Raw genomic sequence first — 25,697 nt, forward strand, 5'->3', positions numbered from 1 at the left:
AGAACAAAGACATATTATAAAGCTCTCTTAATCTTAAGAGGGCTTTTATTATTTTTACAGAATGGAATTACAACCTCCTTTTCGTAAAATTATTCATGTAGATATGGATGCTTTTTATGCATCTGTAGAGCAATTGGATAATCCTGAATTGCGAGGAAAACCAGTTGCTGTTGGTGGTAGTGAGGTGCGAGGTGTAGTTTCTGCTGCTAGTTACGAAGCTAGAAAATTTGGAGTTCGTTCTGCCATGAGTGGTGTGTTGGCTAAACAAAAATGTCCGCATATCATTTTTGTTCCTCCAAGATTTGATCGCTACAAAGAAGTTTCTTCTAAAATTAGGAAGATTTTTTACGATTATACCGATTTGGTAGAACCTCTATCGCTAGATGAAGCTTATTTAGATGTTACTGAAAACAAAAAAGGAAATCCATCGGCTAGTATGATTGCCCAAGAAATTCGTCAGCGAATTTGGGAAGAATTAGAGCTACGAGCGTCGGCAGGAATTTCTATTAATAAATTTATTGCCAAAGTAGCTTCTGACATTAATAAACCTAACGGACAGAAAACTATTAATCCAGAAGAGGTTCTTGAGTTTTTAGAACAATTACCTGTAAATAAGTTTTATGGTGTAGGGAAAGTTACAGCCGCCAAAATGCACAATCTAGGTATTTTTACAGGCCTAGATTTAAAACAAAAATCATTAGAAGAGCTTTCCAAATTGTTTGGAAAATCGGGAGTACATTATTACAATATTGTTAGAGGCATTCATAATTCAGTAGTAAAACCTAATCGAATTCGAAAGTCAATCGCTGCTGAAACTACTTTTAGAGAAAATCTATCTTCTGAGGTTTTTATGTTAGAACGACTTGATAAAATTGCTGACGAACTAGAACGTCGAATGAAAAAATCAAATACTAAGGGAAAAACCGTAACTCTTAAAATTAAATACAGTGATTTTACGCAACAAACACGTAGTAAAACTACAAACCATTACCTACAATTAAAAAAAGAGTTCTATCCTATCGTAAAAGAGCTATTGTACCAAGATACACTTAATAACTCTGTTAGGTTATTAGGAATTTCTTTTAGTAATTTAAATACTGAGAAAACTGAACCTGTTTGGGTACAGTTACGATTTGATTTTTAAAGTATTGGTATTTTCAACGAAACTTTGGTCCCTTTAGGATTTCCTTCTTCATCAATTATATCTGTATAAATTAATGAATAATTATTGGCATACTCGTTGGCAAAGTTTCGTAATCGTTCTTTAGTTAAATCTATACCTATCGACCTTCTATTCAACGATTTGTTTTTTCTAATTTTCATAGCAGCATCCCTACCAATTCCATTATCTACAATATCAATTTGTATAAACTCATCTGATATTTTTGTAACCGACAACGAAACTTCTTTTTTTCCTTTCTTAGATGAAAGTCCATGCCAAATAGAGTTTTCTAAAAAGGGTTGTAATATTAATGGCGGAACTTTTATCCTTTCTATATTTACGTTTGAATCTATATTTTCTATATAATTAACTTCATTTGATAATCGAATGTTCTCGATACTCATGTATAAGTTCATTGTTTTTAGTTCTTCACTCAACGTTACTTCTTTTACAGATGAAGATTCTAAAATACTTCGAATTAGTTTTGAAAATTTATTTAGGTAATATACCGCATTCTTCTGTTCGTTATTTATAACATACAGCTTGATAGAGTTTAATGCATTGAAAACAAAGTGTGGATTCATTTGAATTCTCAAAGCCTCCTGTTCCAGCATCAATATTTTTTTGTCATTATTCAACAATCGTTGTCTGTACATAGAATACAACAATACTCCTAACAATGCTATAGAAACTAATGCTATAATTAAAACATTTCTGTTTCGTAATAGTTTTAGTTTCGCTATTTCATTCTCTTTCGCTAAGTTCTTTATTTTATTTCTACTTACCTCATTATCATATTTATTAATAAGGTTGTTTACGTATAGTATATTTTTATCGTTAAATGTTTTACGTTCTCCTTCAATAGCTTTCTTATAAAAACTATATGCTTTTTCGTAATCCTTTTTTTTCTCATATAGCTCAGACAAATACAAGTTAGATTGATTAATTCCTGAGGGAATTTTATGCTTATTAGCAACCTCTAAGCCTTTCTCTAAATATGTTTTTGCTTTATCTAAACTATCTAACTTTAATTGTACATTACCAAACGTTATGTACACATCAGATGTATAATACTGGTTTCCTATTTTTTCTGAAATAGGCAACACTTCACTTATATATTTGTAAGCTTCATCGTACTTTCCTTGTAACAATAAAACATTACTAATACTGTTATGACAAATAACTTTTCCTATACTTGAATTATTCTCTATATTGTATTGTAAAGATTTGTTGTAATGCTCTAATGCAGCATCAATATCTCCCAAGTTTTGAAAAGCAAGTCCCATATTTTGATGGTTAATTGCCAGCCCTCTTTTATCCTCTGTTTTTTCTTGAATTAAAATTGCTTTTTTAAACTTTTCTAATGCCAGTTGGTATTGCTTAAGAGCCAAATAAATATTACCAATACTATTGTTTGATATGCTTATACTTATTTTAGTATCAATATCAGGTATATCAATCTTATCAGCTAATTCAAGTGCCATTTGATGATAATTCAAGGCGTTTCTAATCTTATCTTGCCTTCGATATACTACTCCTATTTGATTAAGTGTAACAATTTCTGCATTGACATCTTCTATTTCTCTTGATAACTCAAGAGCTTTCATATAATTCTCTATTGAACTATCAAAAAAAGAGTTATTTCTATAGTGTCTTCCCAACAAATTATAAGCATATACCTCTCCTAATCTGTATTCTTTTTGCTGACTCTCTTTTAAAAGAAAATCTATGTCTTGTTTATTAAATCGTTCACGCTTAAAAAAACGATATAAATCATAATAATCATCTATCTTTTTTTCTATTGCTTGCTGTATTAAACTATCTATACTTATCTCTTCTTCTTGTGAAAAACAAGAAAGTGCTACAGAAAATAAAAAGGTAATTATTATTAATTTCTTCATTTAAAATTTTTCTAGGAAATCCGACTTTCTCTGTCTAGAAACAGGAATTTTATGGTTATTTTCTAATACAACATAACCATCTGATTTTAAAAACTCTTTTATTTTATTCAAGTTAATTATAAATGAATTATGTATTCTAAAAAAGTGATCTTCTGGAAGTAATGAGTTTATTTCTTTTAGTTTTTTTGTAACTACGATTTTCTTATTCGCTCCAGTAGTATGAATCGTTGAATAATTACCATCTGACTCTACAAATAAAATTTCATCTTGAGATAAAAAGACTAGTTTACCATCAGTATTAATAGTTATTTTTCTCCTATTAAACTTCTTATTAAAGCTTGATAATATTTTTTCAACCTTTTCAGTATTATTATTCTTCTTATAATGTTGTTTAACTCTACCTATTGTTTCCTCTAAATCATCAGAATCAATAGGTTTAAGTAGATAGTCTATTGCCTGATTCTTTAATGCTTTAATTGCATACTCATTATATGCTGTTGTAATGATTATAGCAAAATCTTTATTTTCTATTTTTTCTAACAATTGAAAACCGTCCATCGTAGGCATTTCAATATCTAAAAAAAGGCAATCAATACTATTCTCATTTATAAACTTAATTGCTTTTTCCGCAACCGTGAATGTTTCTATAATTTCTATATCATTCCCAAAGCTTGATAACTCCCAAGAAAGCCCTTGTATTGCTTTTGGCTCATCATCAACTATAACTGCTCTTAACATCTCATGTACATTTATATCAAATGTAACAGATAATATTTTAAAAATAAAATGTAACCAATACGATTTTAGCAAAAACCAGCTCAAAACTGTGTTGTAAACATATTTTTTTTACCATTTACACAAAAAAGCACACCATTTATACATCCTTTACATTAATAAACGTTCTTTTATATGATATTTGCAGTGTAATACACAAGGGGAATCATATTGATAAATTGGGGGATTAATCAATAATGATATTAAGTTATGAAACACCACTTTAAAGTGGTGTTTTTTTATATATAAATTTTTATGTTCGTTTATATTTATATACAAAAAAAGCTCAACTAAATTTAGTTGAGCTTTTATTTTATCCTAATCAGTTAGTTTCTTAAGCCTCGAATGGAGTTACAGAAACATATGATTTATTATCTCTTTTCTTTTGGAATTTTACAACACCATCAACCTTAGCATGTAAAGTATGATCTTTACCCATGTAAACGTTTTCACCTGGATTGTGTTGAGTTCCTCTTTGACGAACAATAATGTTACCTGCAATAGCAGCTTGTCCTCCAAAAATCTTTACTCCTAATCGTTTCGATTCTGATTCACGACCGTTCTTCGAACTACCGACACCTTTCTTATGAGCCATCTTTGTAAGTTTTTAAAGTTAATTATTTACTTAATGCTTCAATTAATTCTGCTTTCTTTAAAGAAGTGTATCCTGAAATACCTTTTTCTTTAGCTAAAGCTTTTAATTCTGCTACAGTCATTGAACTTAAATCCTTCGATTCTTCTTTTGCTTCAGCTTTAGGAGCTTCTTTTTTAGCCGCTGCCTTTTTAACTCCTGATGCAGAAATTCCTTCGATTTGGATTTCAGTTAAATACTGTCTGTGTCCATTTTTCTTTTTGTAACCTTTTCTTCTTTTCTTTTTGAAAACGATTACCTTATCACCTTTTAAGTGACCTAAAATCTTTGCAGTTACTCCTGCACCTTCTATAGCTGGGGCGCCAATAGTTACGTTTCCTTTATCTTCAATAAGCATTACATTATCAAAAGTTACTTTTGATCCTTCTGCTTCTGGTAAACGGTGTACGTATACTTTTTGGTCTTTTGCTACTTTAAATTGCTGCCCTGCTATCTCTACGATTGCGTACATACTATTTGTTTTGCGTTTATACTTTATTCACACTTTCTTAAATAAAAATGCGGGTGCAAATATACATTTTTTACTTCAAAAAAAAATGTATTACTCAGAAAATTACTCTTTTAGCATAAAAAAGGTTTGTTTTTATTATTTCAACTGTAACAAATACTCTAATTTCACGTCAAATACACGAAAATCATTAAAAATTAAATTTCAATCAATGAGAAAAAGAGTTATCACTCTAGCTTCAGCTTTGTTGTTATGCTTATCGGCTAATGCACAAAAAGTTGAGTTTGAAGAGTACGATTTAAGCAACGGAATGCACGTTATTTTGCATCAAGACAATTCTGCTCCTGTTGTTACTGTTGGAGTAATGTACCATGTAGGATCAAAGGATGAAGAGGATGGAAAAACAGGAATGGCACATTTTTATGAGCACTTGTTATTTACCGGAACTAAAAACATTGGTCGTGGTGAATGGAATAAAATTGAAGCTGCTAATGGTGGAACAGGTAATGCTAACACTAACTGGGATAGAACTTATTACTACGAAACATTCCCTTCAAATAACTTACAGCTAGGTTTATGGATGGAATCTGAACGATTATTACACCCAATTATCGACCAAAAAGCTGTAGATACTCAAAACGAAGTAGTTAAAGAAGAGAAGCGTCAACGTATGGACAATGCTCCTTATGGAAAAATTATATACGGAGATGTATACAGTCATATTTTTGACAAGCACAACTACGGTAGACCTATGATTGGTTATATTAAAGATTTAGATGCCGCTAAACTAAGCGAGTTTCAAGATTTTTATAAGAAATGGTACATGCCTAACAATGCTGTATTAGTAGTAGCTGGTGATTTTGAAAAAGCTTCTACTAAAAAGTTAATTAAAGATTATTTTGAGCCAATTCCTGCAAGAACACTTCCAAAAAGAGACAAAGTAGTAGAGCCTGAAAGAACTCAAGAAAAACGTGTAAAAGAATACGACTCTAATATCCAGTTGCCTGCTATTTTATTAGCGCACAAAACTCCTTCAATGAAAGAAAGAGACTCAAAGGTATTAGATGTTATTTCAACTATTTTAAGTGACGGAAAAAGCTCTAGATTATATAAAAAATTAGTTGACGATAAGAAAAAAGCGTTACAGGTATTTTCTTTTGCTCGTAACCTAGAAGATTACAGTGTTTACAATATTGGAGCTATTCCTTTAGGAAAAACATCTTTAGATGATTTAATTAAAGAAATGGATGAAGAAATTGAGAAATTACAAACTGAATTAATTTCTGACAGAGATTTACAAAAAGTTCGTAACAAATTTGAAAACCAGTTTGTTGCTTCAAACTCTAGTGTGCAAGGTATTGCTAATTCGTTAGCAAGAAATTATATGTTAGTTGGAAACACTAACCAAATTAACAAAGAGTTAGAAGTTATCAACTCTATTACAAAAGAAGAAATTAGAGACGTTGCTAAAAAATATTTAGCTAAAAACCGTCGTGTTGTTATCGAATATTTACCAAAAAAGAAATAATCATCTAAACTGAATTTTAATGAAAACGAAAATATTTTCAATTGTCACAATATTATTTCTATCATTAACTGTTTCAGCACAGATTGATAGAACCCAACAACCAAAACCAGGTCCAGCTCCTAAAATTAACTTAGGAACTCCTAAAAAGTTTGCTTTACTAAATGGATTGCAAGTTTTAGTGGTTGAAAACCATAAATTACCAAGAGTATCTGCTACATTAACTATTGATAACCCACCAATGTCTTTTGGAAATAAGAAAGGGGTTGAAGGTTTGTTAAGTGGAATGTTAGGAACAGGATCAACCAATACTCCAAAAGCAAAATTTGATGAGGAAGTTGACTTTTTAGGAGCTAACATCTCATTTTGGGATGAAGGGGCTAGAGCAAGCTCTTTATCAAAGTACTTTCCAAAAGTATTAGGATTAATGGCTGATGCTGCTTTTAACCCTGTATTTACTCAAGAGGAGTTTGATAAGCAAATGAAACAATCTCTTGACGGAATTAAAAACAGCGCTAAGAGTGTTAAAGCTATTGCTAGTAGAGTAGAAGACGCATTAACGTATGGTAAAAACCATCCTTTTGGAGAGTTTACCTCTGAAGAAACGTTAAAAAATGTTACGCTACAAGATGTTAAAGATTTATACAACAAGACGTATAAGCCTAACAATGCATACTTAATTATAATTGGTGATGTAAACTTTAATGAAATTAAATCACAGGTTAAAGACTTATTTGGAACTTGGAAAAAAGGTGATTTAGTTGCTCAAAAATTACCAAAAGTTGAAAATCCTTCAACTACAGAAATCAATTTTATTGATATGCCAAATGCTGTTCAGTCTGAATTATCTATTATTAACGCGGTAGATTTAAAGATGAACGATAAAGATTACTATGCTGCTTTATTAGCCAACCAAATTCTTGGTGGAGGAGGTACTGGAAGACTATATAAAAACCTTCGTGAAGATAAAGGATATACCTATGGAGCTTACTCAGGAATTGGATCAAGTAGATATGCTTCTCGCTTTAAAACAACCGCTTCGGTAAGAAATATGGTTACTGATAGTGCAATGGTTGAAGCCATGAAAGAAATCAACAAAATTCGTTATCAAAAAGCAACTCAAGAAGAGTTAGATATAGCTAAAGCTAAATACATCGGAAACTTTGTTCGTAACGTTGAGAAACCTCAAACAGTAGCTTCATATGCTTTAAATATTTTAACAAACAACTTACCTGCTGATTACTACAAAAACTACTTAAAAAATATTAACGCTGTTACTTTAGATGATGTTCAAAATGCAGCTATTAAGTACTTCAAAGGAGATAAAGCTCGTATTATTATTACAGGTAAAGGAATTGATGTTTTAAAGAACTTAGAAAAAACAGCTGATTATAAAATCAACTATTTTGATAAAAACGGAAATCCTACTGATAAACCAGCTATGAGTTTACCTATACCTAGCGGTGTTACAGCCTCTAGTGTAGTGGATGATTATTTTAAAGCTATTGGAGGAAAAGACAAAGTAGCAAACGTAAAATCTGTAATGATTACTTCTAATGCTGCAGTTCAAGGAATGCAATTAAGTTTAGTCCAAAAAAGTGCTACTCCTAATAAATCTTCTGTAGTTGTTTCTATGATGGGTAATGTAATGCAAAAAGTAATTTTTGACGGAACTAAAGGATATCAAGAAGTAAATGGTCAGAAAAAAGAAATGACAGGTGATGAATTAGAAGAAGTTAAAAATACTGCTGCTCCTTTTGCTGACAAAGCTTATAAAGCTGGAACTATAGATAGGATTGAGCCTATAGATGGAAACAATGCTTATGTGATTAAACACGGTAAAAAAGAAATTTTTTATGATGTAAAATCTGGATTAAAGGTTAAAGAAGTAAAAACCGCTAAAGGACCACAAGGAGAAATGAAAGTACCTGTTGTTTTTTCAGATTACAAAGAGGTAAATGGAATTAAATTCCCTCATAAAATGATTCAAAAGAATGGACCAATGACTTTTGAGTTCATTACAAAAGAAATTAAAATTAACGAAGGGGTATCTGACGCTGATTTTAAATAAGAATTAGACCTAAGTCTATAAAAAATGAAAGAGCCAAAATGCAATATTTTGGCTCTTTTTATTATGAAGTAATTTTTAAAATTATCTTGCTTTATTTACTAACCAAACTCCAAACAGAATAATGCCTCCCGCTAACAACTGAATTAAGCTTAATTTTTCTCCATCAATAATTCCCCACATTACGGCAACAGCAGGAATTAAATATGTTACAGAAGCTGCAAAAACGGGAGATGATAAATGCACCATTTTATTAAACAACACTTTTGCTATTCCTGTTCCCACTACGGCTAAAATTGTAATATAACCTAATGCTGAAGTAGTTTCTGTTGTTACTTCAAAAGTTGAAAAGAATCCAGAAAATATCAAAACTACAAACGCTGGTATAATCAATAGCAAAAAGTTTCCAGTTGTAATTGCCAATGCATCTAGATCATCTAAGTATTTTTTAATCATATTTACATTAAACGCATATCCTATTGAAGCTATTAGTATTAAAATGGCATACCAATAGTTTTGATTCGGATTTAACTCAGCTCCTTTCAAAATAAGAATTAAAGTTCCTGCCAACCCTATTAAAACTCCGTAAAACTGTTTTCTTTTAAAAGTAAACCCAAACACCAACGCCCCAAAAATAAATGTATTAAAAGGCGTTAACGAGTTTAAAATAGCCGGTATGGAACTGTCTATTTTACTTACAGCAAAAGCAAATAAAAACACAGGAAAAAAAGTGCCTAAAACTGCTGTGTAAGCAACATATTTCCAATGCCTCTTTTCTATTCTCTTTAAACTCTTAAACCCAACAAACAACAAAAAAGCTGCTGTAATTAACATACGTAAAGCTCCTACTTGAATTGGAGTTAACCCAATCAATGCCTTTTTCATTAAAATAAAAGAGCTTCCCCAAACTAGTGAAAGCACTATTAAAAACAACCATTTTTGTTGTTGATTATTCATTTTCAATTAATTTAAGCACAAAAGTCGTTTATTTCTATTTTTAATTTTGATTTTATTGATAAATTTGCTGAATAACTAAATAAATAAAAATGATGAAAATTCAGAAAATACTATTTGCATTAGCTTTAGTTGGCTTTTTAGCTGTCGGATGTAAAAATGAAGCTAAAAAAGAGGAGGCAACTCAAGAGCAAAAAACAGAGGTAGCAGCTGATGCTAAAGAGCTTTCTTTAAGTATTTCAGGAATGACTTGTGAAATAGGTTGTGCTAGAAAAATAGCTTCTGATTTAAGTAAAAAAGAAGGTGTTTTAAAAGCAAACGTTGTTTTTAATGATAGTATTGCAACTATTAAATATGACGCAAATAAAACTAATAAAGCAGATTTAATTGCTTTTGTAGAAGGAATTGGTAGCGGTGACATGTATAAGGCTTCTGAAACAGCAAAGAAGGCAGAAAAAAAATCTTGTGACGCTAATTCTAAAAAAGAAGGCTGTACAAAAACTGAAGCTGAAAAAACTGCCTGTAAAGAAAATTGTACTATGGCATGTTGTGATAAAGCATAATTGCTAATTCAAACAATATCGAAAGCTCCTAAATCAGGAGCTTTTTTTATACCTTTTAAGTATCTTTGCTAAAACTTTTCATCAGATGAAGAAACATTTTCCTCTCATTGTAAAAATCTCGTTGATTGCTGTATATGTTATTTTTTTAGCTGGTTCTGTTGTTCGTATGACAGGTTCAGGAATGGGTTGTCCAGATTGGCCAAAATGTTTTGGATATTATATTCCTCCAACTTCTGAAGAACAAATTACTTGGCAGCCTAATTCTGAGTATAAAAAAGGGATGATTATCGTAAAAGATGAAGCCTTATTTGTAGCAGGTCACAATATTAAAACCACTGATGAATTTAATGCTAATAACTGGGAAAAGTACACCAAACACGATTACGCTAAATTCAACAAATTTCATACTTGGACAGAGTATATTAACCGATTAAGTTCTGCTCTGGCAGGAATTCCTTTTTTGTTTTTAATTTTTGTTTCTGTTAAGTTTTGGAAAGAAAACAAACAAATAACTCTTTTATCATTCGGAGCTTTCTTTTTAATGTTGTTTGAAGCTTGGCTAGGAAAAACTGTTGTAGACTCAAACCTAAAACCAACAATTATCACCATTCATATGGTTGGAGGTTTAGTTATTGTTGCTTTATTATTATGGCTGCTTTACATCGTTTCCGATCGAAAGAAAACATCTTACAAATACAATTCATTATTTAGTAAGTTAGTAATTCTTTCAGCTATATTTTCGCTAATACAAATTGCTTTAGGAACTCAGGTACGCCAATTTATTGACGAACAAGTAAAGTTACATGGCTTTGAAAACAAACATTATAGTTTGATGGATCCGAATATAAAGTTCTACATCCACCGTTCCTTTACTATAGCTATTGTATTGGTAAACCTTGGATTATTTTACTTAAATCAGGTAAGAAATTTAGGTTACAAACTAGTAAATTGGATTGTTGCTTTAATCTTTTTAGAAACTATTACGGGTATTTTAATGTACTATGCAGAATTCCCTTTAGGCACGCAAGCTGTACACTTATTATCAGGTGCTATTTTATTCGGATTACAATTTTATTTGTGGTTGCAGAGTAGGAAAGACATTCATTTAACAAGAGTATAAATCACAAGACTCCAACCATTTTTTTGATTCTAAAATAATCAACTCCTTGATATTTTCTAGTGTCGCTCCTTTATAATACATCTGAATTCCGTTCATTTCTTGCTTTATAAAATCTGATTCTAAATCTTTCCAAGCATGATGTAAGTTAAAGAAAACTTTATAATCTGGATTGTCACTTTCTAAATAAATTTTATAAAGTGATTCTAAATGTTTTCTTATTTCATTGCTTTGCAAAATCATTTTAACATGATAATTTGCTTTCCTTTTAAAAGTATCAACCGCCACTAATTCCTCAATCTTAAAATCATTCAAAACTTCTGTCACATAATCAACAATTTCTTCTTCAAAAATAGGCTTACTCATAGAAGCTATTTTTATCAAGCTTTCATAGTTATAATTATTCAATAGCATATTTACAGCCCAATCTACAACTAAGTCATAGTCAAAAGGCTCTACCTGTTTATGAGTTTTCAAAACTTCTAAAAAGTTCACATCCAACTTCACAATACTAATTTTTACTCCTTCCACCCCAACGTTTCCATCATATGAATCATATCTTTTTTGATGTATTCAACTGCTGGTAAAATAGAATCGTAATTTGGTTTGGTATAAAAGAATAAAGACCCTTTTAAAAAGTGTTTAGAGCTATCTGTTGCATGAAACTGCACTTGTGAAGCAGCATTCCCTAAAATTTGGTATAAACTTCCGTAAACTTTTGTATTTGGATTTGCATATTCTACTGGAGCAGTAATTTGATCAGCTTTAATAGCATGTTCAAATACTAGTTTTTCAGATTCTATTAATAACTCTCTTAAATTTCCTTCAATAGGACGGTACGTAATATCTACCGATGCTTTTAAACTTGGATACTCAACTTTTATCCAGTTTTTTGGTAAATCTTTAGTTTGAGCTATTTGAGCTATTTCAAACGTATATGGTTTATTTAAATTTTCTTTTTTATAAATTTTATCAGGATACTCTAAACTTAGATAACCTTTGGGTTTAGGCAAGGTTTCCTCACCACAACTTATTAAAAATATTGCTGATGCCAGCAAAAAGAGTTTACGCATTTCGGGTAACTTTTACTTGTTTTATACGTTTTTTAGCCAACGCTTCAATAGTAAACGTATAATTACTGAAGTTTATTTTTTCACCTTTTTTTGGGAATTTTCCTGAGACCTCTAAAATAAAACCTGCTATGGTTTCACTTTCTCCTTTAGCCTCTTCAAACTTTTCCTCGTCTTCATCTTCTAATACACGGCAAAAATCTTTAATGGTTATTTTTCCTTCAAAAATATAATTATTTTCATCAAGTTTCGAATAAGTTAGGTCTTCATCGTCAAATTCATCATTTATATCACCTACAATTTCTTCTATTACATCCTCTAACGTTACAATTCCACTAGTACCTCCATACTCATCAACTACAACTGCCAAGTGCTTTTTCTTCTCTTGAAATTCAACCAGCAAATCATCTAACTTTTTATTTTCTGGAACAAAAAACGGTTCTCTCAACAGTTTTTGCCACTTGAATGTCTTCTTATTCAAGTGCTCTAATAAATCTTTTGCATATAAAACTCCAGTAATATTATCAATACTTTCATGATATACTGGATTTCTCGAGTATCCATTCTTTAAAATAGTTTGTAACACCTCTTCGTAACTAGTATCGTCTGCTATCGCACACACATCAGTTCGAGGCTTCATAATTTGTACCGTTTCAGTATTCCCAAAACTTACAATCCCTTCTAAAATCTTTTGTTCTTCTTTAGTCGTTGCATCATCTGATGTTAACTCCAACGCTTGTGACAAACGCTCTACAGAAAGGTTATTATTCTTATTACCTAGCTTATTTTCAACAACACTTGTTAATTTGATAAGTGGTAAACTTAATGGCGTTAGTATAGTATTTAATGCTTGAATAGGTTTCGCCATAAACTCTGCAAACTGTAATGATTTTCTACTAGCATATACCTTAGGTAACACTTCACCAAACAATAAAATTAAAAAAGTAATGAGTACTATTTCTATTAAAAAAAGGACAGATACATTGAAAAAATAAAAGTCCAATTCGTAATCTAATCCTGCAAATAACACCTTACCAATACTTGCAAAGAGCAATACAATAAGAATATTAATAAAGTTATTTGTTATTAAAATGGTTCCTAATAACTTTTTAGGGTCTTGAAGTAGTTTTACTACAGTGTTTTCTTCTTTGGAATTCGCTGATAACTCATCTAATTCTGTTTGCGAAATTGAAAAGAAAGCAACTTCAGTTCCTGAAACTAATGCAGAACAAATCAATAATAAAAGTAACAACAAACAGTTGATAGTAGTCAACCAATCAAAACTTGATAATACTAAAAGTAAAGGTTCGGGTTCTGGATCCAATTTTTAAAATTTAATTAAACTAAAATGGTAAATCATCATCTTCTTCATTAGTTACACTAGGTGGTGTAGGATTAGGACTCCCTTGAGTTGGCGCCACATTTGGCTGTGCATTGTTTGGATCTTTTTTTGTTGATAAAAACGTCATGTCTTGTACATGAATTTCGGTTGTATACCTTTTTTGTCCATCAACTTCATACTGACGTGTTTTTATACGCCCTTCGCAATACACTCTATCTCCTTTGGTTAAATATTTTTCACAAATTTCAGCCAACTTATTACGCACTACTATATTATGCCATTCAACATTTGTTATTTTTTCTCCTGTTTGGCGATTAGTGTAGGTTTCATTAGTTGCTAAAGGGAAACGACCTATTGAGTTTCCTCCTTCAAAATAATGCATTTTAACCTCATCACCTAAATGTCCTATTAAAATAACCTTGTTTATTGTTCCTGCCATAGCATTATAATTTTGTGTAAAATCAAATATACAAATTTTAAGATTCTTTGTTTAAATATTCCTCTAAAAACTTATCAATTAACACTGGTACTGGGCGCTCTTTAACGGTTGCCCAATCCATGGTTCTTGTGTTTACATCCGTAGTTTTTACTACCCAAAACTTAGTAACTAAATGTTGATGTGATAGTTTATGAACAATATCTTCATTATTAAAAAGAGAGATTGTGGTTTCATTTGGAAAAAGTTTTACAAATTGTTCACTTTCTACCAACTCTTCTTCACTTGTAATCTTTTGTGTTTCTATCAAAGGAAACTGATAAAGTCCTTGCCAAATACCTTTACCCTTTCGTTCTTCTAAAACAGTTTCGTTTTCTTCTGTTATTGGAACCAAATAATTAAAGTATCTTTTTTTTACTTTTATCTTTTTCTCTTTTACAGGAAGTTCTTTAATCTTACTCTTTGCAAAAGCTACACAACTATTTACTAGTGGGCACTCACTACACATAGGATTCTGAGGTTTGCAATGTAACGCTCCAAAATCCATTATAGCTTGGTTATATACTCCTGGTTGTGATGTATCAATTAAAGTTTGGGCTAATTCTTTGAACTCTTTAATTCCTTTTGTAGAATTAATTGGTGTATCTATACCAAAAAAACGAGAAAGAACCCTATAAACGTTACCATCAACAACTGCAACTGGCTCATTATAACAAATAGAAGCAATCGCTGATGCAGTATAATCTCCTATCCCTTTTAATTTAAGTAACTCTTTATATGTTTTAGGAAATATTCCATTTAATTCGTTTGCTACAAACTTAGCTGTAAAATGTAAGTTTCTTGCGCGTGAATAATAACCAAGTCCTTGCCATAACTTCAATACTTCACTTTCATCTGCTTTGGCTAAATCAAACACCGTTGGAAATGCTTCTGTAAACTTTAAAAAGTAGGGTAAGCCCTGTGCCACACGTGTTTGTTGCAACATAATTTCACTCAACCAAACACGATACGGATCCTTTGTTTTTCTCCAAGGAAGATCTCTTTTGTTTTGTAAATACCAGTATACTAGTTGCTTAGCTAAAATCATTTATGTAAATTGTGAACGCAAAATTAGTATATTTAATTTAGATATTTTTATTCTTATTTTTTTCGGAATAGATTAATTATCATATATTTGCACCCTCAATTTTTTAAAAGAAAACAAACAAAATATATTTATAATGACAAAAGCAGATATCGTATCTAAGATTTCAGATAAGAGCGGAATTGAAAAAGCGGACGTTTTAGCGACTGTTGAAGCATTTATGGAAGAGGTAAAAGATGCATTAGAGAATGGTGATAATGTATATTTAAGAGGTTTTGGTAGCTTCATTATTAAAACTAGAGCAGAAAAAACTGGTAGAAACATTTCTAAGAATACAACTATCAAGATTCCTGCACACAACATACCTGCTTTTAAGCCTTCAAAAGTATTTACTGAAGGGGTAAAAACAAAAGTAGCTGTAAAGTAATTAAAAAAGTATTAACCCAAAACCTTTACCTTTAAGGTTTTACAAAACATTTTAACTATGCCAAGTGGTAAAAAAAGAAAGAGAGCTAAGATCTCTACACACAAAAGAAAGAAAAGAGCAAGAGCAAATCGTCATAAGAAAAAGTAAGCAGTAGCTTACTTTTTCGTTGCTTTTATAAGTTACGTTCATTGACATTAAGGTTTTAACACCTTAAAAATGGTATAAATAATATACCTGTTTACAAATTTTAATCCGTCTTCGTAAATTTTACGTTGGCATAAAACCATATTCAGAATGAAAACAGAATTAATAATTCGTTCCAATTCTTCTGATATTGATTTCGCCTTACTAAGAGATGGTAAACTTATTGAGTTAAACAAAGAAACTAGCGACAATAACTTTTCAGTCGGAGATATTTTTCTTGCTAAAATAGGAAAAGTAATGACTGGTTTAAATGCCGCTTTTGTAAATGTTGGATACCCTAAAGATGGTTTTTTACACTACCACGATTTAGGTCCGCAAGTACAATCTTTGAATAAATTCATTAAGAAAGTAAGCACAGGTAATTACAAAGAATTCACTTTAAAAAACTTTCGCTTTGAAGAAGATATTAACAAAGATGGAAGTATTAACGACGTACTAAAATCAGGTCAAAATTTATTAGTACAAATTGTAAAAGAACCTATATCTACCAAAGGTCCGCGTATTAGTTCGGAGCTTTCTATTGCAGGTAGATTTTTAGTTTTGGTTCCTTTTTCTAACCGTATATCGGTATCGCAAAAAATAGCAGATCCGAAAGAAAAGGAGCGTTTAAAAAAATTAGCAAAAAGTATCAGGCCTAAAGGGTTTGGACTTATTTTACGTACTGTTGCCGAAGGTAAAAAGGTAGCAGAACTTGACAAAGATTTACAAAACTCACTTGACCGTTGGAAAACCATGTGCAAACGCATAGCTAATAACAATACTCCAACAAAAATATTAAGTGAGTTAAACAGAGCATCTTCTATCTTAAGAGATGTTATGAACGATTCTTTTACAAGTATAGTAACCAACGATGAAACCCTAAAGGTTGAAATTAAAGAGTACTTACAAGAAATATACCCTGAAAAGGAAAACATTGTAAGACACCATCGTTCTGATGTACCTATTTTTGAAAAATATGGTATTGAGCGACAAATAAAAACATCGTTTGGTAAAACAGTTTCAATGAGTAAAGGGGCTTATTTAGTTATTGAGCATACCGAAGCTTTACATGTTATAGATGTAAATAGTGGTAACCGTTCTAACAAATCCTTAAACCAAGAAGAAACTGCTTTAGAAGTCAATTTAATTGCTGCCAGTGAGATAGCTCGTCAATTACAATTACGAGATATGGGCGGAATTATTGTTGTTGACTTTATTGATATGAAATCTGCTGAAAACAGACAGAAATTATATCAACATTTAAAAGATGCGATGTCTTTAGACCGTACTAAACATAAAATTTTACCTCCAAGTAAATTTGGTTTAGTTCAAATTACAAGACAACGTGTACGACCTGAATTAGAGATAAAAACACGTGAACCAAACCCAAATAAAAATGGGGAAGTTGAAGCTCCTATTGTGTTACTAGACAAAATAGAAGCCGAATTAGAACGCATATTAAACAGCGGTAAAAAGTATAAAGAAATCACATTAAACGTGCATCCATTTATAGCTGCTTATTTAACAAAAGGCGTTAATTCAATTCGTTTTAAATGGTTTGTTCAACACAAAAAGTGGATTAAAGTATTACCTAGAGACGCTTACCAATACTTACAATATAAATTCTATTTAAAAAAGAATAAGAAAAGTAAGTAAGGCAATCTTATTATGAAATAAAAATCCCGTATCAAATGATACGGGATTTTTTTTATCTCTAAAACCAAAAACCAAGGTTAAATAACCAATAGTGGTCTGAATGATCTGGGGACCATGAATATTTTAACTCTATAGGCCCTAAAAAAGTCTCTACACTATATCCAACAGCATATCCTGACTTAGTGTTTTTAAATAAATCTCCGTTTTCAAACACATCCTCTTCTACACGTGCGTAATTAGCTATAAACATTGCATAATGTTTTTTATAAACTTCATAACGTAAATTAAACTCAGACCTTAAATAAGACTGATTATTTAACCCACCTGTATCATACCCATACATTGGAATAAAATTATTAATATAGTTTTGGTTATACCCTCCTAGGTGATAATCAAATATTTCAAACGTTTTTTTTCCCAGTGTGTATCCTGCTTGTGAGGTATACTGAAATGTCAATTTATCATAAAAAGTAGTTGCAAACCCTAATGTTCCTCCTAATTGAGAAAATTGGTGAAAAGGCTCGCTACTTTCTATTAATTCATCTAATCTATTGTTTCTATCAGACCACAAAAACCATTTAAATCCTATATCTGCATAGAAGCCCTTCTTAGGAAACATTTCTTTGTTATAAGTATCTAATTTTAAAAAAGCAAAAGTGTTTACATAGTTACTATTATCAAAAAAGTCTTCTTTTCCTTCTGTAGAAATATTTTTTGTACTTGCATTAATATTTTTATGCTCAGCTCCTATACCTATTGCAAATTTTTTATCTAATGTTGTTTGTAAGTATAATTCTGTAGAAAAATCTCTATATTTCCCGTTTATAAGACCTGTATTATATATAAAATCGCTATTAAACACATTATACCTTGTTCTGAAACCATAACTTGGTAATAACCCATTATCTATAAAGTACTCAACGTTATATCTAATTTTGTCTCCTACACCAACATCTAAAGAAAATTCATCATTTTGAAAAAGCATTTTTTTATGATTATAGTTTAGCAATACTGCCGATTTATACAGTAAATCATAATGTAACCCAAGTCGTAAATACGATTGTATTTTTTCTTCTTTAACTGTTAGCTCAAGCTTTTTCCCTTGAAAAGACTTTTCAAAATGGTAATCAATTCTTTTAAAATTTTTTGAGGCTGTTAACGTGTTAATTTTTTTAGAAACTTCTTTATACGAAACACTATCACCTTCTCGTAATTGTAGTTTACCTAAGATGTAGTTATTTGTGTAATTTTTATTTCCTTTTATAATAATTCTATCAACCAAAAACTTCTTTTCTTTAGGCTCAATTTTAGGAATCTGTTTTTTTACCGGTTGCATTTTTGCGATGCTATCAAAAACTACTCTATACTGTTTTGCTGTTTTCTCTCCTTCTTCTAAAATCTCATTCTTTACATCAAAAGATATCACACTGTAGTCAATCACGTTTGGTCTTATATAAACATCCAACAACTCTACCTGTTCGTCAGATTTTTTATACATCTGAAAATTAATAATCTGCAACAATAGTGAGGCTATTGATACCAGCTCTTCTCTTTTTAACAACTCTCCTTGTACACTCACACCAATAACAATATCTACTCCTTTCTTTTTCATTACATCTACAGGAAAATTGTTTACAACTCCCCCATCAACCAATAATTTCCCATCAATGTCCACTGGGTTTAATAGCGAAGGAAACGCTGCACTAGCTCTTAAAGCTAACGGTAGTGACCCACTTTCTAAAACTTCCTCTTCTCCTGTTTCTATATTTGTTCCTATACAGTAAAAAGGAATTGGAAGTTTTGAAAAATCAGTAATTTCATCAACAGGAGCTAGTAATTCTGTTAGAAAATTAAGCACATTTTGTCCTTTTGACAAACCTAAAGGCAACCCTAAATTCCCTTTTTTTATGGGTAAAGAAATAGCATATTTTTCTCCATGAGCTTTACTAAAAAAGGGTTTCTCTCTTCTAGAAACCTTATCCTGTAGTAAATCCATAAAGTCTGTTTTAAGAACAGTTTCTTCTATCTGATCTGCCGTGTATCCTGAAGCATATAGCCCACCAACAATGGCTCCCATACTTGTACCTCCAATATAGTCTACCTGAACTCCCGCTTTTTCAAGCTCTTTTAAGATCCCTATATGAGCAATTCCTTTGGCTCCACCACCACTAAGCACCAAACCTACCTTAGGTTGATCTTGTGCCAACATGAGTGCTGGTAGTAATAATAAAATTAGCAACTTTTTCATTCTTCTTTTTTTTGATAGTGTTTGTATATTTTTTGAGCTCTAGCATTTCCAACCACTTCTTTCAATTCTTCTAAAGTAGCAGCTTTAACTCTTTTTGCTGACTTAAACTTTCGTAATAAATTAGTAATAGTTTGCTTTCCTATATCTGGGATTTGTTCTAATTCTGATTGTATAGCACTTTTACTTCGTTTGTTTCTATGAAAAGTAATTCCAAAGCGGTGTGCTTCATTACGCAAATATTGGATAATTTTAAGCGTTTCTGATTTTTTATCTAAATATAACGGAACTGGATCTCCTGGGTAAAAAATCTCCTCCAATCTTTTTGCAATACCAATAATGGCTATTTTTCCTCTTAAACCTAGAGCGTCTAGACTCTTTAAAGCAGAAGACAACTGCCCTTTTCCTCCATCAATTACTATTAACTGTGGCAAAGGTTGTTCTTCGTCCAATAATCTCTTATATCTTCTATATACTACTTCTTCCATTGAAGCAAAATCATCGGGACCTTCAACTGTTTTGATATTAAAATGACGATAGTCTTTTTTGCTCGGTTTTCCGTCTTTAAAAACTACACATGCAGCAACTGGGTTTGTCCCTTGTATGTTCGAATTATCAAAACATTCTATATGACGAGGTTCTTTTCCTAATCGTAAATCTTTTTGCATCTGCGTCATGATTCTTTTTACATGACGGTCTGGATCTACAATTTTAATTTGTTTAAACTGTTCTTGACGATAAAACTTAGCATTACGTTCAGACAGTTCTACAATACGTTTTTTGTCTCCTAATTTTGGTATCGTGACTTTGATATCATTTCCCACATTCACCTTAAACGGAACAAAAATTTCTCTTGATAACGAATGAAAGCGCTGACGAGTTTCAATAATAAACAACTCAAGAAGTTCCTTATCCGTTTCTTCTAGTTTTTTCTTAATCTCCGTGGTATACGATTGTACAATTGAACCATTCATTATCTTTAAAAAGTTTGCATAACCATGCGATTCATCAGAAATAATAGAAAATACATCTACGTTATTAATTGATGGGTTCACTATTGTTGATTTGGCTTGATAATTTTGTAAAGACGCTAATTTTTCTTTGATTTTTTGCGCTTCTTCAAATCGCATATCAGCAGCAAAGTCAAGCATTATTTTTTCAAACTGTTGTAAACTCTCTTTAAAATTTCCTTTAATGATGTTTCTAATTGCTCTGATATCCTCTAAATAACTCTCCTCCGTTTGATATCCTTCACAAGGTCCTTTGCAATTACCTAAATGATATTCTAAGCAAACTTTATACTTATCAGCGTCAATCTTTTCTTGACTTAGATCATAATTACAAGTACGTAGCGGGTATAACTCTTTAATTAAATCCAACAACGCATGTACCGTTCGCACATTGGTGTATGGGCCAAAATACTCCGATCCATCTTTAACAACTCTTCTTGTAGAAAATATGCGCGGAAATCGCTCTTTTTTAATGCAGATCCATGGATATGTCTTGTCGTCTTTTAACAAGACATTGTATCGTGGTTTGTATTTTTTTATCAGGTTATTTTCAAGAAGTAACGCATCTGTTTCTGTATCAACCACCACATGTTCTATTCGAACAATTTTTTTTACTAAAACTCGTGTTTTACCATTCTCGTGATTCTTAGTAAAATAAGACGAAACTCGTTTCTTTAAACTCTTAGCTTTTCCAACATAAATAATCGTATCATCTTTATCAAAATATTGATAAACTCCTGGTGAATTTGGTAGCGTTTTTATTTGAAGTTCGAGTGATGTTGGCATACAACGAAAATACGATTTTATTAAAAGATATTTATTGTAATGCTGTACATTTATCCTTTTCAATTAAAAATGCAACAACCACAAGATTTTTACAATAAAGAACTGAAAAATTTAGCTGTTCAACTTTCAAAAACAAACAGTAAAATAACCTTTATAAGAATACTCAGGCTATTTGTTTTTTTAGGCTTTTCTTTTGGAGTTTATTTAACCTTCTATCAACCTTATATACCTTTTATATTCGGTTCAATTGGTATTTTACTATTTGTTTTTTTAGTTATACAGCATCAACAAGTAAAAGAAAAACGTACTATACTTCAGCTTAAAAAAGATAATAACCAACTAGAAATTGATGTTCTTAATGGTCATTTTGAATCACTTCCTGAAGGAGCAGAGTTTACAAATTCCACACACTCTTATAGTAATGATATTGACTTATTCGGAAAAGGTTCTTTTTTTCAATATATCAATAGAACTGCAACAACCAATGGTAAAAAACTTCTAGCCTCCTTATTAACGAGTAATTCGATTACTTTTATTGAAGAAAAACAAAAAGCACTTAAAGAATTATCTGAAAAAATTCATTGGAGACAACATTTTACTTCACTAGCACATTTGGTTTCGTCAACCACTCAAGAATCCTCAGTGATTACAAAATGGTTAATCAACTATGAATCAAAACTAGCAACTTCTTTAAGGTGGGTTTCTATATTTTTTTCAACCATTTCAATAACTTTAATAGTCTTATTGGTTTTTGGTGCTATTCCTTTTTCAGTTGTTTTAATTTGGTTTTTTATCGGTTTAACAATTACAATCTTCCATATTAAAAAAACACAACATATTTACACCTCTTCAAGTAAGGCTAAAGATACTTTTAAACAGTATTATTTACTTCTGGAGCAAATAGAAAAAGAAACTTTTACCTCTGCTCTTCTAAAAGAAAAGCAACAAAAAATAGCTACTAAAACAAAAAAAGCATCTGTTATTTTTAAAGAGTTTTCTAAAATTTTAGACACTTTCGACCAGCGTAATAATATTGTTATTGCTATTATTGGAAATGGCTTGTTTTTATGGGATATTACCCTTGCAATAAGAGTAGAAAAATGGATTCTTTCCTATAAAGAAACTACCGATGAGTGGTTTAACGTTGTAAATTTTTTCGATGCTTATAACTCTTTTGCCAACTTCGTTTTTAATCACCCTACTTTTGCTTTCCCTACTCTTCAAAAAGAAAACAACGGTATTATTGCTCAAAACCTTGGGCATCCACTTTTGAAACCCTCAAAAAGAGTTAACAATGACTTTACGATTTCTAAGGAACAATTTTTCATTATAACTGGTGCTAACATGGCAGGAAAGAGTACATTTTTGCGCACCGTTTCTTTATCCTTAGTCATGGCAAATTGTGGACTACCTGTATGCGCCACTAATTATCAATACACTCCTGTAAAATTAATTACCAGTATGCGAACATCTGACTCATTAACCGAGGATGAGTCTTATTTTTATTCGGAACTAAAACGGTTAAAATTTATTGTTGATACTATTGAAACCGATCGCTATTTTATTATTCTTGATGAAATTTTAAAAGGGACAAACAGTAAAGATAAAGCATCAGGCTCTAGAAAATTTGTTGAAAAACTTACACGTTCAAAATCTACTGGAATTATAGCTACTCACGATGTAAGTTTGTGTGAACTAGCTAATGAGTATCCTCAAATACTGAATTATTATTTTGATGCTGAAATTGTAAACAATGAATTGTTTTTCGATTACACGATAAAGCCTGGAACTTGTAAAAACATGAATGCTTCTTTTCTTCTTAAAAAAATGGAAATTGTGTAACCATTCGTTTTGAGAAAGTCTGTATTATCTTTCAACAAAACCATGACAAATGACAGGAAAAATTGATTGATTAATCCGTACCTTTACACTATGAGCACACTCATAGATAATTTTGGAAGACAAATCAACTACGTTCGTTTAGCAGTAACCGACCGTTGTAACTTACGTTGTCAATATTGTATGCCTGCTCAAGGAATTGATATTGTACCAAGAAAAGAGCTACTTACCTACAAAGAAATGTACCGAATAATTCGAGTACTTACTGAATTAGGTGTAAATAAAGTTCGTTTAACAGGTGGAGAACCTTTTGTTAGAAAAGATTTTGTTTCTTTTTTAGAAATGTTATCGTATAATGATTTGTTAGATGACATCAATATCACGACCAACGGAGCGCTTATTTCCAAACACATCAAAACGATAGAAAAACTTAAAAAGGTAAAGAATATCAATTTAAGCATTGATAGTTTACACCCTGAAAAGTTTGCTAAAATTACCCGTAGAGATGTTTTCCCAGAAGTATATAAAACCTTTGAGTTATTAGAAAAAAGTTCGTTGAATTTAAAACTGAATGTGGTTGTTCAGTCTGGATTCAATACTGATGAAATTAACGATTTTGTGCAGCTTACTAAAGACAAGGATATTGCAGTTCGTTTTATTGAAGAAATGCCTTTTAATGGAAAAGGGCAACGAAACGCAGAAGAAGTTTGGAACTATAACAAAATCTTAAACAACATACAGTCTGAGTTTACTGTTACTGAACTTCCCTCAAAAAAGTCATCTACTTCTAGAAATTTTTCTATAGAAAATCATAGAGGAACTATAGGGATAATCCCTGCATTCACTCGTACTATTTGTAATGATTGCAACCGAATTAGGATTACCTCAACAGGAACTTTTAAAAATTGCCTATTTGATGATGGCGTTTTCAACCTACGTGACTTTATTAGAAATGGTGCAAGCAATGAAGACTTAAAAGCCTTGTTTTTATCATTGATAAAAGAAAAACCTGAAAATGGTTTTGTGGCTGAGGCAAATAGAAAAGGAAACGTAACCGAAAGTATGAGTACAATAGGCGGATAATTATGATATATAGTTTACTTTCTATATTAGTTGGAGTTATAACTTTACTTTTTGTTTTTAAACTCCACAAAAAAGACGATAATCTATGGGATGTTTCAACTTCATTGAAAGGTCTTGTAGGTGGGTTAGGTCTTATCATTGTAGGTTTAATAACTTTATTTAAAGGATGGAAATGATAACAGTAGAAGAAGCCAAACATATAATTTTAGAAAACACACAAGATTTCGGAATTGAAGAAATTCCATTTTTACAAGCTGTCGGAAGAGTTTTAAAAGAAGATATTGTCGCTGATAGAGATTTTCCTCCATTCAACCGAGTGGCAATGGATGGTATTGCGATTAATCATCGTTTTTTTGAGCACGGTGTTCGCGATTTTAAAACTGAAGGAATCCAAGCTGCTGGAAGTCCACAACAAACACTGGATAATGCCGCCAACTGTTATGAGGTTATGACAGGAGCTGTATTACCTAACAATACTGATACAGTAATTCGCTATGAAGATGTTGAGATTAATACGCTAGTAGCTACTATTACTATTGATGAAATTAAAGAAGGACAAAACATCCATACACAGGGTTCTGATAAAAGTGAAGGTACAATTCTAATAAAAAAGAACACTATAATTTCTGCTGCTGAAATTGGAGTACTGGCTACTGTGGGTAAAGCTACTGTTAAAGTAGCTAAACAACCAAAAGTAATGATTGTTTCTACAGGGGATGAATTGGTTGATGTAAATGAAAACCCATTAGATCATCAAATTCGTAGAAGCAATGTATACACGTTAGTTTCCTTATTGAACGATTTAAAAATTCCAGCAGAAACAGCCCATATTACTGATGAAAAACAAATTTTAAAAGAAAAAATTGAATCGTATTTAAAACAATACGATGTACTGTTATTTAGTGGAGCAGTTAGTAAGGGGAAGTTTGATTTTTTACCTGAAGTTTTAGATGAATTGGGTGTTCAAAAGTTATTTCACAGAATTTCGCAACGACCTGGGAAACCATTTTGGTTCGGCACTACAGATAACTGCAATGTCTTTGCATTCCCTGGAAATCCAGTTTCAACCTTTGTAAATTGTTTGGTGTATTTTTACCCTTGGCATTATAAATCTGTTGGAGTTTCTTCCGAAGAAAAAACAGCAATTTTAGTAAAAGACCTTACTTTTAAACCTAATCTAAGCTGTTTTTTACAAGTAAAATTAACTTCTGAAAAAGGACAAGTATACGCAACTCCAATACAAGGAAATGGCTCAGGAGATTTGGCTAGCTTAGTAGAAGCAGATGGTTTTATCGAGCTCCCGAAAACCGAAGAAGTAGTATTTAAAAAAGGAAGTGTTTTTCCGATACTAACGTATCGGGGTTTTTAATTA

The 25,697-nt window shown here is 31.3% G+C and carries 22 protein-coding genes; 10 read left to right on the forward strand and 12 right to left on the reverse strand.

All coding sequences use genetic code 11. The annotated features are described in order from the left end of the window. Positions 1-61 precede the first annotated feature (61 nt). Positions 62-1,144, forward strand: coding sequence for a DNA polymerase IV (dinB, locus tag D6T69_RS02020; protein ID WP_125066214.1), 1,083 nt, complete (start codon positions 62-64; stop codon positions 1,142-1,144). Here the strand turns inward: dinB and D6T69_RS02025 are convergent. The 4 genes from D6T69_RS02025 to rplU form a co-directional block, all read right to left on the reverse strand. Beyond that, positions 1,141-3,063, reverse strand: coding sequence for a tetratricopeptide repeat protein (locus D6T69_RS02025; protein WP_125066215.1), 1,923 nt, complete (start codon positions 3,061-3,063; stop codon positions 1,141-1,143). The two genes, dinB and D6T69_RS02025, sit on opposite strands and share 4 nt — an antisense overlap. After that, positions 3,064-3,801: a LytR/AlgR family response regulator transcription factor gene (locus D6T69_RS02030; RefSeq protein ID WP_125066216.1), complete on the reverse strand. Its 738-nt coding sequence runs from the start codon at positions 3,799-3,801 to the stop codon at positions 3,064-3,066. It abuts the gene before it with no gap. Between the two features lie 370 nt (positions 3,802-4,171). Next, positions 4,172-4,432: a 50S ribosomal protein L27 gene (rpmA, locus tag D6T69_RS02035; RefSeq protein ID WP_028891690.1), complete on the reverse strand. Its 261-nt coding sequence runs from the start codon at positions 4,430-4,432 to the stop codon at positions 4,172-4,174. A 22-nt stretch (positions 4,433-4,454) separates the two neighbouring features. Beyond that, complete coding sequence (gene rplU, locus D6T69_RS02040) at positions 4,455-4,940, reverse strand: 50S ribosomal protein L21 (RefSeq protein WP_125066217.1); 486 nt, start codon at positions 4,938-4,940, stop codon at positions 4,455-4,457. 208 nt (positions 4,941-5,148) lie between these two features. Between rplU and D6T69_RS02045 the strand changes: the two genes are divergently transcribed. After that, a complete protein-coding gene (locus tag D6T69_RS02045; protein ID WP_125066218.1) occupies positions 5,149-6,465 on the forward strand; it encodes a M16 family metallopeptidase in 1,317 nt (438 codons plus the stop codon). A gap of 19 nt (positions 6,466-6,484) precedes the next feature. After that, positions 6,485-8,533, forward strand: a complete 2,049-nt coding sequence (locus D6T69_RS02050) for a M16 family metallopeptidase (RefSeq protein ID WP_125066219.1) — start codon at positions 6,485-6,487, stop codon at positions 8,531-8,533. A gap of 81 nt (positions 8,534-8,614) precedes the next feature. Here the strand turns inward: D6T69_RS02050 and D6T69_RS02055 are convergent, their stop codons facing one another. Further along, complete coding sequence (locus D6T69_RS02055; protein WP_125066220.1) at positions 8,615-9,487, reverse strand: DMT family transporter; 873 nt, start codon at positions 9,485-9,487, stop codon at positions 8,615-8,617. Positions 9,488-9,576: 89 nt separating this feature from the next. Between D6T69_RS02055 and D6T69_RS02060 the strand changes: the two genes are divergently transcribed. Beyond that, positions 9,577-10,047 carry a cation transporter gene (locus D6T69_RS02060; RefSeq protein ID WP_240628345.1) on the forward strand — a complete coding sequence of 157 codons (471 nt, stop codon included), beginning with the start codon at positions 9,577-9,579 and terminating at the stop codon, positions 10,045-10,047. 85 nt (positions 10,048-10,132) lie between these two features. Further along, positions 10,133-11,167, forward strand: a complete 1,035-nt coding sequence (locus D6T69_RS02065; RefSeq protein WP_125066221.1) for a COX15/CtaA family protein — start codon at positions 10,133-10,135, stop codon at positions 11,165-11,167. Here D6T69_RS02065 and D6T69_RS02070 read toward each other — a convergent pair. Genes D6T69_RS02070 through mutY form a run of 5 tightly spaced genes read right to left on the reverse strand, consistent with a single transcriptional unit; the run spans position 11,153 to position 15,099 of the window. Continuing rightward, complete coding sequence (locus D6T69_RS02070) at positions 11,153-11,695, reverse strand: hypothetical protein (protein ID WP_125066222.1); 543 nt, start codon at positions 11,693-11,695, stop codon at positions 11,153-11,155. The two genes, D6T69_RS02065 and D6T69_RS02070, sit on opposite strands and share 15 nt — an antisense overlap. Beyond that, a complete protein-coding gene (gldD, locus tag D6T69_RS02075; RefSeq protein ID WP_125066223.1) occupies positions 11,683-12,237 on the reverse strand; it encodes a gliding motility lipoprotein GldD in 555 nt (184 codons plus the stop codon). The genes D6T69_RS02070 and gldD overlap by 13 nt, the downstream gene beginning before the upstream one ends. After that, positions 12,230-13,558 carry a gliding motility-associated protein GldE gene (gldE, locus tag D6T69_RS02080; RefSeq protein ID WP_164506669.1) on the reverse strand — a complete coding sequence of 443 codons (1,329 nt, stop codon included), beginning with the start codon at positions 13,556-13,558 and terminating at the stop codon, positions 12,230-12,232. Before gldE ends, gldD begins: the two co-directional genes overlap by 8 nt. A gap of 19 nt (positions 13,559-13,577) precedes the next feature. After that, the gene (locus tag D6T69_RS02085; protein WP_125066224.1) at positions 13,578-14,015 is read right to left on the reverse strand and encodes a single-stranded DNA-binding protein; all 438 of its coding nucleotides are present in this window, start codon (positions 14,013-14,015) and stop codon (positions 13,578-13,580) included. Positions 14,016-14,052: 37 nt separating this feature from the next. Further along, a complete protein-coding gene (gene mutY / locus D6T69_RS02090; RefSeq protein WP_125066225.1) occupies positions 14,053-15,099 on the reverse strand; it encodes an A/G-specific adenine glycosylase in 1,047 nt (348 codons plus the stop codon). Between the two features lie 133 nt (positions 15,100-15,232). On the opposite strand from mutY, the gene D6T69_RS02095 reads away from it, so the two are divergent. Together D6T69_RS02095 and D6T69_RS02100 are read left to right on the forward strand one after the other, a co-directional pair. Then, positions 15,233-15,523 (forward strand): HU family DNA-binding protein, encoded by a 291-nt coding sequence (locus D6T69_RS02095; RefSeq protein WP_047787990.1) that lies wholly within the window; start codon positions 15,233-15,235, stop codon positions 15,521-15,523. Positions 15,524-15,817: 294 nt separating this feature from the next. Further along, positions 15,818-17,362 carry an Rne/Rng family ribonuclease gene (locus tag D6T69_RS02100; RefSeq protein ID WP_125066226.1) on the forward strand — a complete coding sequence of 515 codons (1,545 nt, stop codon included), beginning with the start codon at positions 15,818-15,820 and terminating at the stop codon, positions 17,360-17,362. 58 nt (positions 17,363-17,420) lie between these two features. On the opposite strand, the gene D6T69_RS02105 is transcribed toward D6T69_RS02100, so the two are convergent. Then, a complete protein-coding gene (locus tag D6T69_RS02105; RefSeq protein WP_125066227.1) occupies positions 17,421-19,610 on the reverse strand; it encodes a patatin-like phospholipase family protein in 2,190 nt (729 codons plus the stop codon). Further along, positions 19,607-21,403: an excinuclease ABC subunit UvrC gene (uvrC, locus tag D6T69_RS02110; RefSeq protein WP_125066228.1), complete on the reverse strand. Its 1,797-nt coding sequence runs from the start codon at positions 21,401-21,403 to the stop codon at positions 19,607-19,609. Before uvrC ends, D6T69_RS02105 begins: the two co-directional genes overlap by 4 nt. A 69-nt stretch (positions 21,404-21,472) precedes the next feature. Here uvrC and D6T69_RS02115 point away from each other — a divergent pair, with 69 nt between their 5' ends. The 3 genes from D6T69_RS02115 (at position 21,473) to D6T69_RS02125 (ending at position 25,694) form a co-directional block, all read left to right on the forward strand. Beyond that, a complete protein-coding gene (locus D6T69_RS02115) occupies positions 21,473-23,245 on the forward strand; it encodes a MutS-related protein (RefSeq protein ID WP_125069142.1) in 1,773 nt (590 codons plus the stop codon). A gap of 90 nt (positions 23,246-23,335) precedes the next feature. After that, a complete protein-coding gene (gene moaA, locus D6T69_RS02120) occupies positions 23,336-24,325 on the forward strand; it encodes a GTP 3',8-cyclase MoaA (RefSeq protein ID WP_125066229.1) in 990 nt (329 codons plus the stop codon). A gap of 172 nt (positions 24,326-24,497) precedes the next feature. Next, positions 24,498-25,694, forward strand: a complete 1,197-nt coding sequence (locus D6T69_RS02125; RefSeq protein WP_125066230.1) for a molybdopterin molybdotransferase MoeA — start codon at positions 24,498-24,500, stop codon at positions 25,692-25,694. Positions 25,695-25,697: the final 3 nt, after the last annotated feature.

It is taken from the genome of Tenacibaculum singaporense (assembly GCF_003867015.1).
Classification (GTDB): Bacteria; Bacteroidota; Bacteroidia; order Flavobacteriales; family Flavobacteriaceae; genus Polaribacter; species Polaribacter singaporensis.